Here is a 13,587-nt window from a genome sequence, read left to right on the forward strand (position 1 = left end):
AATTAAAGGGGTGATGCTCATGAAGGAAATAGAAGTCGTGATTGATACGGAAGAAATTGCGGAATTTTTTTATGAGCAATTAATTGTGAGAGGGTATGTACCAAAGCGCGAAGAAATTGAAGATCTTGCGGATATTGCATTCGATTATTTGTTAGAGAAATGTATGATTGATGAAATATTTGACGAAGATGATGAATGAAAGTAACGACGGGATAGACTCGTCGTTTTTTATATCGTACATGGCTTGTCCATGTTTATCCCGCTATTCGTGAGCAGTAATATCCCCACCTTAAGATTCTGAGAGAAGTGAAGAAGATAGGTGGAGGATAACTGCCCGTAAAAGCTTGATTAGTTCAACTAACCATTAGTAGGGGGAGGAAGAAAATCCCCTACTGATGGAAGTTTCACTTTTAAGACAGCAATAACTATATCGTGTTGTATTTGGTATAATAAAAGTGAAAACTTTCTAAAGAGGTGAAGAGATGTTTAAAAAAATTATTGATTCTTTGCTAGGAAATAAGCAAAAGTATCGCTCTTACTCCAGTAGTGATTATCGTCATAGACATCGTTCTTATTCTAGCAGCGATTATCATAAGCGTCGTCCATCTCATGAATATGGGCATCACCATTACAAAAGAAAGCATAAAAGCCGCAGTTTTTTCTCTAGTAGCTGATGATTTTTCGTAAAATATTGACATGGTTTGATCGACCGCTGCCCATTGATACCGTCGTTGCACAGCGGTATCAAATTAAGCGTATTCTCGGTATGGGAAGTTATGGTTTTACATATCTTGTTACTGATATGCTGTCTAGTGAGAAAAAAGTATTAAAACAGCTTCGGAAAAGTAAGCAGAGGTATGCATCAGGAAGGAAATCGTTCGCATATGAGCAAACCATTTTACAGCAATTAGAGCACCATGCAATTCCTCGTTTCTTTCATAGTTTTATATGGAGAAAAGAACCATTTTTTGTGATGGAGGAAATGTGTGGGAAAACATTTGAGGATTTTATTTTTCGAGATGGAGAAGTATATACGGAGAAAGAAACTTTTCTTATTTTGTATAAGGTGCTTCATGTGGTTTCATATTTTCATAGTCAAGGTATCGTTCATCGTGATTTACGAATTCCTAACATTTTAATGAGAGATGATGATATATCTATCATTGATTTTGGATTAGCTCGATTTATTGGTGAAAGTGATGAGCGCGCTCATTATTATAAAGGTGAACAAGCATATATGCGTGAAATTCAGTATCGTAGTGATTTTTATGCCTTAGGTCATTTTGTTTTGTTTTTGTTGTATTCTAGTTATGAATCTTCAAAAGAAGAACAGCCTTGGTATAAAGAATTAACATTATCAGTAAATAGTTGTGATGTAATCATGAGGATGCTGCAAATGAAAGAGCCATATTATGAAAATGTACAAGAGCTAATAGAAGATGTGCGTTGTATAATTGAAAGGATGGGGAATACATGTTCCAAAAGTTTTTAGCAAGCATTGGCATTGGTAGTGCAAAAGTTGATACTGTATTAACACAAGAGGAATGGCTCATTGGGGAAGAAATTACAGGGGTTGTACATATTACTGGTGGATCGGTAGAACAAGAAATTGATAGTATTTATTTAACATTATCTACGACATATATTCGTGAAGTGGATGATAAAAAAATGAGTTCAACATATGATTTAAAGAAAGTTCGTTTAACAACTCCAATTACAATTGGAATAAATGAAAAACGAGAAATCCCCTTTTCTTTTCCAATGCCGATTGAAGTACCATTAACATTTGGGATGAAAACCGTTTGGGTGCATACTGGTTTGGATATTAAACGCAGCATTGATCCGAGTGACCGTGATTATATTCAAGTACTCCCCAATATATTGTTAAAAAGTGTATTAGATGCAGTCCAAAATCTTGGATTTCGTCTTCGCCAAGCGGAATGTGAAGAACTTCCATTTCGTTTGCGTGATCACGTACCATTTGCACAAGAGTTTGAATTTGTTCCTGTATCCGGACAATATTACGGAAAGCTTGATGAATTAGAGCTCCTTATCATACCGCGCTCATACGATAGTCTAGAAATTATGATGGAAGTAGACCGTAAAGCACGAGGTCTTGCTGGATTATTTGCTGAAGCTTTAGATATGAACGAAAAAGTTTTACGTTTCACAGTGAAACGTGAAGATATTCCGGTAATGCAGCAAAAAATTAACAATTATATTTCTCGATAATGCATGCATAAAAAAGAAATGGAGAGGGAAAATAAAATATCCCCTCCATTTCTATATAGTGAGGTTATGCAGATGAAGAGATATCGACATTTATATACGTTACTATTTGTTTTGCTCATTTGCTTTATCGTGTTGTCTTTTTCTTATCAAACACCTTTCATTGATCAGATTGATCATGCAGTGAGTAATTATATACAAGGCTTTCGTAATGAATATCTTACTTCTTACTTTATATGGATGTCCTATATTGGATCAAAAAAGGTATATTTTCCTGTATTGTTTATTCTGCTTATGTATTTCTTGATTCGAAGACGATACATGACAGCGATCTTGTTAATGATAAACTTTTACGGTTCACGCCATATGAACTATATGTTAAAACTATGGTATGAAAGACCACGGCCTGATATATCACAACTTGTTACTGCGACAGGTTACAGTTTTCCGAGTGGACATTCGATGAATGCTGTTGCATTTCTTGGGTTTATTGCATACATTACGATTACTGAACATCGTATACAATTGCATCAAAAAATATTAATTATTTTTATTACTTGTTTTCTTATTTTTTCAATTTCTATCAGTCGTATATATCTAGGTGTACATTATCCGTCTGATATTTTAGCAGGTTGGGCTGCTGGAGGAAGTTGGCTTATTTTGTGTATTATGTTTCATCAAACATTTATCCCGCATTCAGTGGATAGTAAATCTTCTGTATCGAGATAGTAAGTAATTGCAGAAGGTAATGATGGAAGCTTCACTTTATGCAAAAAGAACCTATGTGAGCATAGGTTCTTTTTACATTGGTTCCACATGAATATGTGTGTACCAAATATTGTGATTGTGTTGCAACTTTTCTTCAATTTCATCGGTAATACGATGACTTTCACTTACATCCATGTGTGCATTTACTTCAATTGTGATGTCAACATAAGTTTGATTTCCATACATTCGTGCTCGAATATCCACAATGTGTTCAACGCCTGCAACTGTTTTTACCGTTTCAACGTATTTTTCCATTTTATCTGGATCAATACCATCTGTTAGCATATGTGATGCTTCTTTAAAAATATCCCATGCAGTTTTACAAATAATGATACCAACGATAAGTGCCGCAATTGGATCAAGAAGTGGCATCTGAAACTGTGAACCAAAAATACCAACAACTGCCCCAAGACTTACGAGAACATCAGATAAATTATCTTTCGCTGCAGCTTCCAGAGATTTACTTTTTGTTTGTTTTGCAATGTTACGATTATATATGTATACGCTATACATGACAGCAGCGCAAAATAAATCAACCCAAGCTGCAAGTAAACTAGGTGTCGTTTGTCCTTCTTTGAAAAAAGATTGAACAGCATTCACAATAACTTCTAACCCGACAGTCATCATGATAAATGACGCGACGAGTGAAGCGATTTGTTCAGCCCGTGAATGACCATATGGGTGATCGAGATCGCGAGGCTTTCGGGAAATTTTTAATCCAATTAAAACAGCTAGTGATGCTCCAATATCAGTTAAATTATTTAGACCATCTGCACGTAATGCGCTAGAAACAGCTATGTAGCTTATTGTAATTTTAATAGTTGACAAAAAAATATATGCAACAATGCTGAGCATTGCTCCTCTATCAGCAGCTTTGTTAGAAAGTGACTCCATGCCTTTCACTCACCTTTCTTTCAAGGAATCTCTACATATAAGCGTATCAAATGAAAGCCGTGTGGGTCTATACAAACATTGTTGAGTACTTTTAGCTTTTTAAGGAAGAGAGAACATTGTTTCGTGAAGGCAAAAAAATTTCGCTCATTTCACTTTAGCTGAAAAAATCATATAAAAGTTACATTTTTTGAATGAATAGAAAAAAGTATTTACAAATTATTTCTTTTGGAATAAAATTCAAATTGTGATAGCGCGTAATTAAAATAAGATGGTGGTACGCATTTAAATATATTATTACTTTAAGGATGTAGATTATGGAACTTTACGAATGCAAGAATAGGGAAGTTATATTAGAAAAATTCAGATTAGCAACTCCTATATTTCAAGCTTTGGGAGATATTAATCGTCAACAAGTTGTTATGATTTTACTTGAAAAAGGTAGTCTCAATGTAAATCAGTTAACAGAAAAAATGAATATTTCACGACCAGCTGTATCTCATCACTTAAAAATATTAAAACAGGCAGGTTTAATTATTTCTAGTAAGAATGGTAAAGAAACTTTTTATTCTTTAAGTACAGCTGAGTTTGTGAAACATATTAAAGAATTAATTTTAACAATTGAAGGTGGTGACTAATTTTTTCGACCATCATGTTTATAAGTTTAAACTTGTTAACATGATGGTCGAAAAGTGAAAAATAAATTGGGGAGGATTAATAGGTGGAGAGTAAAAATAAATCAAACAGTATGTATTGGTTAATGTTACTAGTACCTTTATTTTGGGGTGGGTCGTTTTCTACAGCTGAGCATGTAGTTACAGAAATACCAGCACTTGTTGCAGCGACGCTTCGATTTGCAATTGCAGGAGTCGTTTTAATGATTTATGTTACGATTAAATCTGAATGGGATATAAAGGCTTTAAAAAAACGATGGAAAGGTTTATTACTTGTATCATTGACTGGTATCTTTGGATATAATGCGTTTTTCTTTTTAGGGCTTAATTATACTTCTGCAATTAATGGTTCTTTAATTATTGCAACGATGCCAGTATTTGTTACACTAGGAGCAATTTTATTTTTAAACGAAACATGGAATAGTAAAGTGGGCATTAGTTTAGTTTTATCATTAGTAGGAGTTGTTTTTGTTATTACAAAAGGATCATTAGATACGTTTCTTTCTTTATCATTCAATATAGGAGATTTATTATTTATTGCGGCATTAACATGTGGAGTTCTTTATGGTTTAGTTGGAAAATTGGTGATGAAAGATGTATCTCCATTATTCGCAACTACAATTATGACAGTAATGGGTTCTGTTTTCCTTGCGATTAGTTCTCTGTTTGAAGGGGGATGGGGAAAGGTTTTAAATTTTTCAATGCAAGGATGGGTCGAGATATTTTACATGATTATATGCGGTACACTTGTTGGATACATTATTTTTAATAAAGGTGTCGAACAAATTGGAGCTAGTAAAGCAAGTATTTATTTAAATCTTACTCCAATTGTTACAACATTAATTTCTGTTTTATTATATGGTTCTACAATAACTTGGAAACAAATAATAGGAATGGTTATGGTATTGATAGGTGTTTATATCGCTACAACTAAAACTACAAGTAAAAGTAAGGGTTTATCTTTAAATGATTAAAGGAATAGGGGGCTATAACTGAAATAGAGAGATGGAAAAAGAAAAATTTATCCCGCATTAAAGGGAAGTAAGACTCCTATCTCAAGATTGAGAGAGAAGTGAAGAAAATAGGTAGGGGATAAAGAAAACCCCCACTGATGGAAGTTTCACTTTATCTAAACAGATATTGGAATGGAGATAGGTATACCAAACTCAACTTATTTCATAGCATTTTTTAAAAAGAAAACAGGTTTAACACCAACTGATTATCGAAAGAAACAATTCATGAAGAAATTAGTAACTTAAGAAAATCAAAATATAAGAAAACAGCCTACTGCATATATACAGTAGGCTGTTTAAATTTAGACTTATTCAGTCCGGTATTAATTCCAAACTTGTTGAGCTTCTTGTGTGTTATTCATATTATTTTAATATACTTCTAAAAACTCAGTAACTTGTTCTTCTGTCTTTGCATTCGCACTATGTAAATGACCAAGTTTTTCACCATTTTGATACACTAATAAACTTGGGATTCCCATTACTTGATATTCTTCAGCAATGCTTGGGAACTCATCTTTATTAATAGAATACCATTCAAATTTATTGAACTCTTCCATTACGTCATCGATAAAGTTATCCATACGTACACAATCTGGGCACCATGTTGTAAAGAACTTTACTACTACTGGGTTTTCCTTTGCGATAAGATCGCGAAACTCTTGTTCAGATTTGATTTCTTTCATGTTTTTGACTCCTTTTTCATAATTATAATTTGTTGTTTTTTAGGTGGTAATTTTGTCGGAAAGTCAAAACTTCTAACGAACTGTTTTATTTCCGAATAATTCGTTTGCAGATTGGTCCACCGCGGTTTCTTGAAGTCCTGGAACTACATGAGAATAAGTATCCATTGTAATACCTATTCTTTTGTTTCCTAATCGCTCGCTTACAGTTTTCAAATGAATACCTTGTTTTACCATTAAAGTCGCATGAGTATGCCGAAGATCGTGGCAGCGGATATTAGGGACTTCACTTTTCTTTATAAGCTTTTTCTCCAAATGTGTCAAACTTTTGAAATGGTAGGGATTCCTGTAAAAGATAAGACGCACTAAATCAAAGTATAATGTTTCTTTTCCTCTTGTATTTTTTCACAAAGTGCTTTCGGGGCTTGTAATGTTATTTCATAAGTAGAAATTAATCGTTTATTAATGAATGGAATATTGAAATTTATTCAGGAGGAAGGTGAAGATTGTAAAAATAATTAAAAATTAGGCTCAAATAAAAAATATCATTATTGTAGTAAATCCAGATAAAGCTGAAAAGATAGAAAATATGATTTTAAGCTTCTGGCGCTCTTTTTCATCTTTTGTAGAAGTAGAGATATATTTTCTAATTCCAAATGCTAATATTCAAATTCCACATATTAATACAAATGTACTATAGAAAAAATGAGGATTAGGAAATGTAGTGGCATTAATAGCTGACAGAAGTAATATTTTAATTGAAAAATAACAGTGGATTGTGAAGAGGAAAGAGTAGATAAGAGCGATTATCCATTTATTCATTTTCGTTAGCTCCTTTCTTTTTAACTTAATAGTAATTCTATTCCAATTTAAAACGTTATATCATCAAACGAATTTTGTTTCGAGTATATTTAAAACTTAACAAAATAACACTTTTGTACACCATGGGTCAAATATGATGCAAAGAGAGTAAGAAAACGCGTTCGTTGATTGGAAATCTTTTGTAGGATATTCTAAATATGTAAATGCAGGTGGAATACTTTTTAAAGGAGAGGATTACTTTATGTTAGGAAAATGGATGAATAAAGTAAGAGAACCTAAATGTATACACAAATATAAATTCATTAAAACTGAAGATAGTGAAAATTTTAAAACAGGGCAGATAGGGACAGCTAGTTTTTATAAGTGTGAAAAGTGTGGAAAAGAAAAGATTGAATATAAATATAACAGTGATATAAATAGTGACCTTTGGAATATATAAAATAACTTGTTTAAAGAAACGGAGATTTACTAATGGGAAAGATTAAGCCCTCGTTGTTAAATGAAAGTGCGGATAAAAAATTAGTGAAACTTTTATAACAAAAGCGTTATTTGGTAGGAAGGAAACGAATTAGATGATTCGTTTTACTTAACACTTTCCGAAATTAATCTTCATAACATATTTTGTAGTAACTTATACGAAAGTGAGTTGAATAATAATGTTTTATTCTTATCTTAACAACCAAATGAGAACTCCTGCTGGGTATGGTGCTAGTGTAACGTCTAGTGGAGCGCAAAGTACAATTCAAGCTGTTCAACAAGCAATACAAGCACAGCAACAGGCGCAACAAATGCAACAAATGCAACAAAGTATGCAACCTTACTATCCGGTGCAATATTTTTACCCAATGCATGTTACACAATATGGAATATCTTTTTCAACGATTCCGTATGGAACTGAATACAATTTATAGTAAATAATAATAAAAAATAATAGCTGTTTAATGGAAACTTATTCATGTCAGTAAAATTTGATCCGTTTGAGGATTATCGTAATGAAGGAAAACGAAAGTGGTACAAGTTCAATAAAAAGAGCAGCTAGCAAAAGATAACTGCTCTACAAAAAAATATGGTGTCGCTTCGCTAAAATTAGCTGTAGTATAAACGGGATTTGAAATGTTATACAGTGGAGAGAAAAGGATAAATAATTTTAGACTGTTCCAATTTGATTTTGATCAGCTACATCTGAATCAAATGTATTCGTACCGCTTACACCGTTAAAGGTATTAAGAACAAAAGCAACGTTAGATGAACCGGATCCATTATAAGCTTTCGTATTTTCTTTCGGAGATACATTATAGAAGTCTCCTAAGTTAAAAGAACCGTTACTATTTTGAACGACTAAGTTCCCAACAACAGATGGCATATTTTCACCTACTTTATCAGGGATTGCTTAAATCACTATATGATTCATTCTCTGAAAGGGTTCGACTGCATATTTATGGAATTGCGAAGGGATTAAAATAAAAATTTCATTTTGTAGTGAAGTGAGTGGAAAGTACTGGACAAATAAATAAAGACACTCGAATTGAGTGCCTTCTCTTAGCAGTATCCGTATCCGCCACCATATCCGCCGCCCCAACAAGCGCAACCGATTATGATTAATAAGATAAATAACACAATTAGTAAGGCGAATCCGCCAAAGAAGCCTCTATGACCACCATCAAAACCCATACTATATTCCTCCTTTTGATGAGGAAACAAACAATGAGAGCAAAAGTTGTAAATTTCACGGCGAATTTACATTACATTATGTGGTATGGAGTTAAAAAGTGCGTGTCTATTGTCAATGAAAAAGTTGGCTTTTTTAAACAAAATAATCCTTTTAATACAAAGTTAGTTTGAACGGAGGGGAAGATTCCCTTACTTGAATTATTGAAGTTAATTAAAATAAATTAAGACATATTCCAGTACGGCGAGTGTGATAATAATCGTATTCGTCATACTGTTTTGCATCTTATTGAGCATAGTTACACTAATGTTATGTTTAAAAAATGTAAAATCACTATCTTGGAAATGACTTGCAACATTTCCATTCGTTCTGATGAATTCAACATTTGCAAAATGTAAATTAAATTGGTGAAAGGAGCGGGATGGATGATTAAACAACAAGGTTATGATGAGTTAGAACTTCATGAAGGAGAAACGTTGACTCAAGCTTTGTTAAAATTGAATGAGAATACTCGTCGTGAGTTTGAAGCACAATACGTTGAGATTCATCAAGTTGTACCTCATGGAAATCAGCGTTTTACAGTAATACTTAATGTATATAAGTAATGGAATTAAAAAGGCATCTATAAAACGGGTTATAGCCATCAAGTTAAAGAAATAAATAAAATTTAACGAAATGGGTCATCCTTCCATGCATACTGCATGGAAGGATGACCCATTTTATGTCTAAACTTACTAATGTTACACAAGAAGAATTACGTTTACTAGGTGAAGAATTTAAAAGAAAATGCAATATTGTTTCACCAAATTATAGCATAGTGTTTTATATATATAAAGAAATGTAATTGAAGTAGAAAGGTAGTGTGAGGGGAGGAGATATATATTGAATGGAACAGCTTATAAAGTATGATGTGTTCTGATGAAAAAAGAAGAACAAAATTAAGCGGGATGTACTGAGATAATAATAAAACAAGAAGGATTTGTTGTTGTTCTAAGCGTTTATACAGATCATGAGACAAGCTATCGAATACAATAATCCACAAGGAGAAAATAAATCATGGGATATATCATAGATATTTCAAAATGGAATGAAAATATAAATTGGGATTTAGCTGCTCAGCACATTGACTTAGCAATCTGCCGTGTGCAGTATGGTTCCAGAAAAGTAGACGATATATATACAGACCATGTGGAACATTTAGAAGCACGAGGTATTCCCCATGCAGCTTATGCTTACGGATGCTATGTAACCGCGGCAGATGCCATTGTAGAGGCGAAAGACTTTATGAACCGTGTAAGCCCTAATGCTGAATTTCTAGTCCTAGATGTCGAGGAAGACACTTTAACGAATTGTGGAGCTGCTAATCTAGCAGAAGCGTCACAAACCTTTATTGATACATGTAAGGAGGCTGGATGGAAAGTAGGTTTATATGTATCGCACTATATGTATGGATCTTACGGATTGCAAAATGTGAATGCAGATTTCATATGGTTACCTCGTTATGGAACAAATGACGGAACACCACAGGTAAAACCTGATTATGCGAGTGACTTGTGGCAATACAGTGATAATGGTTATGTTGAAGGGATTGGGAAAGTTGATGTGAACCTATTAACAGGGGACAAGCCGTTAGAATGGTTTATAGGCAGGGAGTCCTATCGTATTTATGTAGGGGATTTTGATTCTATTAAGTGGACTGCAGATGTAGTGAAAAAAATTAAAGAAGTATTACCTGGTTATGGTGTTTGGGTACAGTGTCTAGATGATGGGAATCATCGCATTGCAGTTGGTGATTTTAATTCAAAGACATGGTGTGATGAGACATTTGCGAAGTTGCAAGCAATGTATTCGAGGTATGGAATGTGGATTTCACATATATAATGAGAAAAGCTGGCTCATGAGAGGCAGCTTTTTTTACTGACATTATTGTCCTTATATAAAGTATAAAGAAATTGGAAAACTAACAGTTAAGTATGGAGTGTTTGTAAATATCTATATTATTAATGGATTTTAAAAATAGTTTTCTATATTAATACCCCCAATATGGATGAAATGGAATTTGTTGTTGGTAATAATAAGATGGATGTTGTGTATGTGTTTGATTTTGATTGGGTATATGCTGTATTGTATTTCGATTTTGATTACAGTCTTTTGGAGGGCCAATTACAGTAGTAGATTGAATAGGAGCTACCGCCTGTTTCCATTGCTGTTCATTGAGACAATAAGTATGAGCCATTACGTTGGATGGAGTTAATCTTAAAATATCTGATCCAAAAATAACTTCTGGAGTAGGAGCATTAAAAACGGCTAATAAGTGTGTATTGTCTACAGTGGCAATTTCATAATGCCACCAACCTTGCGGTACATTAGTAACTTGACCCGGCTTTATAGGGAAATTAAGAATTTGATTCGTAAATGGGTTAAGTAAGGAAACGACAGCTGCACCAGAAATACAATAAACGAGTTCAGCGGCATTTTGGTGTACATGAGGCTCTATAACATTATCCATGCTTAAAAAAATGTCTAGTAAAGATGTATTATCTAATGTATTTAATTGTTGAATCCCTAACACGTTTATATAATTTTGCGCATCCTTTGTGAAAAAATTACTTTTACTTACATCTTGAGTGAATTGGATAGAAGGGGAGGTGTAATCTATATAAGATGTCATTGTTTTCCCACCTTTCTGCTTCGGAATATGTCTAGGTATATGGAGTATGATATGAGTCTATTTATTTCATTGTGCAGCAGTCTGTGTATCTTTACATTTAAAACAAGGAACAAAATTGGAGCGTTTTTTAGAATGTTAAATGTAAAGGAGACACAAAATAGCTGAAAAATTGATTAAAGTGAAATGAATATTAGTGGGTAGTGAAGTAATATGATAAATTGTTATTATCAGAACTTTTTGTTTAGTGAATAAGTGTAAATAATGTGAGGTTAGGAGAATTAATTTGAGAGAATTTAGCTTGTGTTCTGAAAATGAGAGATTCGTATTGAGATCTTATCGGAAAGAAGACTTTAACAATTGGTTTATACAATATGCAAAGTCAGTTCCTATGAAAGGTGGACTGAGTGATGTTACAAAAAGTTGATGATTCAAAAGCTTTAGAAAACCAACCGGCTTGGTTACAAAGTTACATTGATTCTCCAGAAAAACAGCGACAGTTATATCGAAGGACGTTGATCATCGTTGTTATTTCACAAATTTTCGGTGGTGCGGGACTTGCAGCAGGTGTAACCGTCGGAGCACTTCTTGCACAAGACATGCTAGGTACAGATAGTTTTGCAGGGGTTCCGTCTGCGTTGTTCACTTTAGGTTCTGCTGGGGCAGCGCTACTTGTAGGGCGACTCTCTCAGCGTTTTGGACGACGTTTAGGACTCGCGGCAGGATTTTTGGCTGGCGGTATCGGCGCAATCGGAGTAGTGATTTCAGCATTAACTAATAATCTTGTACTTCTTTTTTCTTCATTACTCATCTATGGTGCTGGAACTGCTACAAATTTACAAGCTCGCTATGCAGGTACAGATTTAGCAAATTCTACACAGCGAGCAACAGCAATCAGTATTGCAATGGTATCAACCACCTTAGGTGCCGTCGCAGGGCCAAATTTAGTTGATGTAATGGGTCGATTTGCAATAATGATTAAAGTCCCTGCACTAGCCGGTCCGTTCATTTTGGCAGCTGCAGCTTATATCCTTGCTGGTTTGGTCCTTCTAGCTCTACTTCGCCCAGACCCTCTCGTTGTTGCGAAAGCAATTGCAGATGTGCAGGGAACGAACGAGAGTACTCATTTAGATGAGAGTTCTAGTAAACTAGCAATAAAAAAGCGAGAAATTGTTGTTGGTGCCACAATCATGGTCTTAACTCAGATTGTCATGGTTTCAATTATGACAATGACACCTGTACATATGGGGCATCATGGACATGGCTTGAAAGAGGTAGGACTGGTAATTGGTTTTCATATCGGTGCAATGTACCTACCATCTCTTTTGACTGGTATCCTCGTAGATAAGATTGGACGTACTGCGATGGCAATCGCTTCTGGTATCACTCTACTTGCTGCTGGTGTTCTTGCCGCCGTTGCACCTACTGATTCTATGTTAGTACTCATCATCGCTCTCGCTTTGCTTGGGCTTGGTTGGAACTTTGGTTTGATTAGCGGTACTGCGCTCATTGTGGATGCAACTACTCCAACCGTTCGCGCAAAGACGCAAGGATCTGTTGATGTATTAATCGCTTTGGCGGGGGCATCTGGGGGGGCGCTATCTGGCATGGTCGTCGCTCATTCTAGTTACGCAACCCTTTCATTTGCCGGAGCTATCCTTTCACTACTGCTTATCCCAGTCATTGTCTGGTCTCGTAGCAATCAAAATAGTGCTAATAAAAGCTAATAAAATTATCCAACTTTTGAATGAATATAAATCAGTCTTAAGATTCATTCACATCGAATAGGATATACTGTAAAATATTACATAATAAGGAAAAATAAATGAGAAGGAGTAATTTTTAAATGGAGCATAAAGGACTGAAAATATTCATTCATGCTAGTACTTGGTTTGCACCTGTATTAGTTCCGTTTATTATATTTCTTGTTAGTTCCGATCGAGAAATTAAAAGTTTATCATTACAGGCAGTTATATTTCATTTTGTAATAGGTGTATTAATTGCTATTTCAGTATTTTTTTCTTGGATATTAATTGGAATTCCGTTCTTAATTATTTTTGGATTAATGGCCTTAATTACTCCAATCATCGGTATCATTCGTGCGATAAAAGATCGACCTTTTCAATATCCGATTGTCGGGTCATGGTTGAAGTAGAATTTACAAGTATAAAGT

At 34.3% G+C, this 13,587-nt stretch carries 20 protein-coding genes; 14 read left to right on the forward strand and 6 right to left on the reverse strand.

The features are described 5' to 3' along the window. Positions 1-19: 19 nt before the first annotated feature. The 5 genes from AB1284_RS08940 to AB1284_RS08960 all read left to right on the forward strand — a co-directional run bounded on the left by AB1284_RS08940 (position 20) and on the right by AB1284_RS08960 (position 2,958). Positions 20-199 (forward strand): YozD family protein, encoded by a 180-nt coding sequence (locus tag AB1284_RS08940; RefSeq protein ID WP_098307290.1) that lies wholly within the window; start codon positions 20-22, stop codon positions 197-199. Between the two features lie 283 nt (positions 200-482). Further along, complete coding sequence (locus AB1284_RS08945) at positions 483-674, forward strand: hypothetical protein (RefSeq protein ID WP_429750033.1); 192 nt, start codon at positions 483-485, stop codon at positions 672-674. Next, entirely contained in the window at positions 674-1,492 is an 819-nt protein-coding gene (locus AB1284_RS08950; protein WP_429750031.1) for a serine/threonine protein kinase, read from the forward strand. Before AB1284_RS08945 ends, AB1284_RS08950 begins: the two co-directional genes overlap by 1 nt. After that, positions 1,474-2,232, forward strand: a complete 759-nt coding sequence (locus AB1284_RS08955; protein ID WP_429750029.1) for a sporulation protein — start codon at positions 1,474-1,476, stop codon at positions 2,230-2,232. The genes AB1284_RS08950 and AB1284_RS08955 overlap by 19 nt, the downstream gene beginning before the upstream one ends. Before the next feature lie 72 nt (positions 2,233-2,304). Further along, positions 2,305-2,958, forward strand: a complete 654-nt coding sequence (locus AB1284_RS08960) for a phosphatase PAP2 family protein (RefSeq protein WP_429750027.1) — start codon at positions 2,305-2,307, stop codon at positions 2,956-2,958. Positions 2,959-3,030: 72 nt separating this feature from the next. Here AB1284_RS08960 and AB1284_RS08965 read toward each other — a convergent pair whose 3' ends face one another. Next, complete coding sequence (locus tag AB1284_RS08965) at positions 3,031-3,891, reverse strand: cation diffusion facilitator family transporter (protein WP_429750025.1); 861 nt, start codon at positions 3,889-3,891, stop codon at positions 3,031-3,033. 314 nt (positions 3,892-4,205) lie between these two features. Here AB1284_RS08965 and AB1284_RS08970 point away from each other — a divergent pair, with 314 nt between their 5' ends. The 3 genes from AB1284_RS08970 to AB1284_RS08980 all read left to right on the forward strand — a co-directional run bounded on the left by AB1284_RS08970 (position 4,206) and on the right by AB1284_RS08980 (position 5,821). Continuing rightward, complete coding sequence (locus AB1284_RS08970) at positions 4,206-4,526, forward strand: ArsR/SmtB family transcription factor (RefSeq protein ID WP_429750023.1); 321 nt, start codon at positions 4,206-4,208, stop codon at positions 4,524-4,526. A gap of 110 nt (positions 4,527-4,636) precedes the next feature. Next, positions 4,637-5,536: a DMT family transporter gene (locus AB1284_RS08975; RefSeq protein ID WP_429754313.1), complete on the forward strand. Its 900-nt coding sequence runs from the start codon at positions 4,637-4,639 to the stop codon at positions 5,534-5,536. A 171-nt stretch (positions 5,537-5,707) separates the two neighbouring features. Then, complete coding sequence (locus AB1284_RS08980) at positions 5,708-5,821, forward strand: hypothetical protein (protein WP_429750021.1); 114 nt, start codon at positions 5,708-5,710, stop codon at positions 5,819-5,821. A gap of 122 nt (positions 5,822-5,943) precedes the next feature. Here AB1284_RS08980 and AB1284_RS08985 read toward each other — a convergent pair whose 3' ends face one another. Further along, the gene (locus AB1284_RS08985) at positions 5,944-6,258 is read right to left on the reverse strand and encodes a thioredoxin family protein (RefSeq protein WP_098307302.1); all 315 of its coding nucleotides are present in this window, start codon (positions 6,256-6,258) and stop codon (positions 5,944-5,946) included. 72 nt (positions 6,259-6,330) lie between these two features. After that, on the reverse strand, positions 6,331-6,621 hold the full coding sequence (locus AB1284_RS08990) for a tyrosine-type recombinase/integrase (RefSeq protein ID WP_429750019.1): 291 nt from the start codon (positions 6,619-6,621) through the stop codon (positions 6,331-6,333). 697 nt (positions 6,622-7,318) lie between these two features. On the opposite strand from AB1284_RS08990, the gene AB1284_RS08995 reads away from it, so the two are divergent. Further along, entirely contained in the window at positions 7,319-7,516 is a 198-nt protein-coding gene (locus tag AB1284_RS08995) for a hypothetical protein (protein ID WP_429750017.1), read from the forward strand. A gap of 217 nt (positions 7,517-7,733) precedes the next feature. Continuing rightward, on the forward strand, positions 7,734-7,988 hold the full coding sequence (locus AB1284_RS09000) for a DUF3947 family protein (protein WP_429750015.1): 255 nt from the start codon (positions 7,734-7,736) through the stop codon (positions 7,986-7,988). A gap of 236 nt (positions 7,989-8,224) precedes the next feature. On the opposite strand, the gene AB1284_RS09005 is transcribed toward AB1284_RS09000, so the two are convergent. Next, positions 8,225-8,440, reverse strand: a complete 216-nt coding sequence (locus AB1284_RS09005; RefSeq protein ID WP_035434858.1) for a spore germination protein — start codon at positions 8,438-8,440, stop codon at positions 8,225-8,227. A 176-nt stretch (positions 8,441-8,616) separates the two neighbouring features. Beyond that, positions 8,617-8,748: a YjcZ family sporulation protein gene (locus AB1284_RS09010; RefSeq protein WP_429750014.1), complete on the reverse strand. Its 132-nt coding sequence runs from the start codon at positions 8,746-8,748 to the stop codon at positions 8,617-8,619. Between the two features lie 423 nt (positions 8,749-9,171). Between AB1284_RS09010 and AB1284_RS09015 the strand changes: the two genes are divergently transcribed. Next, complete coding sequence (locus tag AB1284_RS09015; protein ID WP_429750012.1) at positions 9,172-9,351, forward strand: hypothetical protein; 180 nt, start codon at positions 9,172-9,174, stop codon at positions 9,349-9,351. Between the two features lie 451 nt (positions 9,352-9,802). Continuing rightward, on the forward strand, positions 9,803-10,627 hold the full coding sequence (locus AB1284_RS09020) for a GH25 family lysozyme (protein WP_429750011.1): 825 nt from the start codon (positions 9,803-9,805) through the stop codon (positions 10,625-10,627). 148 nt (positions 10,628-10,775) lie between these two features. Here the strand turns inward: AB1284_RS09020 and AB1284_RS09025 are convergent, their stop codons facing one another. Continuing rightward, positions 10,776-11,417: a cupin domain-containing protein gene (locus AB1284_RS09025; protein ID WP_429750009.1), complete on the reverse strand. Its 642-nt coding sequence runs from the start codon at positions 11,415-11,417 to the stop codon at positions 10,776-10,778. 407 nt (positions 11,418-11,824) lie between these two features. Here AB1284_RS09025 and AB1284_RS09030 point away from each other — a divergent pair, with 407 nt between their 5' ends. Both AB1284_RS09030 and AB1284_RS09035 read left to right on the forward strand, forming a co-directional pair. Then, positions 11,825-13,141, forward strand: coding sequence for an MFS transporter (locus tag AB1284_RS09030; RefSeq protein WP_429750007.1), 1,317 nt, complete (start codon positions 11,825-11,827; stop codon positions 13,139-13,141). A 119-nt stretch (positions 13,142-13,260) separates the two neighbouring features. Further along, the gene (locus AB1284_RS09035; RefSeq protein ID WP_429750006.1) at positions 13,261-13,569 is read left to right on the forward strand and encodes a DUF4870 domain-containing protein; all 309 of its coding nucleotides are present in this window, start codon (positions 13,261-13,263) and stop codon (positions 13,567-13,569) included. Positions 13,570-13,587 lie beyond the last annotated feature (18 nt).

It is taken from the genome of Bacillus sp. S2(2024) (assembly GCF_050474045.1).
GTDB classification, from domain to species: domain Bacteria; phylum Bacillota; class Bacilli; order Bacillales; family Bacillaceae_G; genus Bacillus_A; species Bacillus_A yunxiaonensis.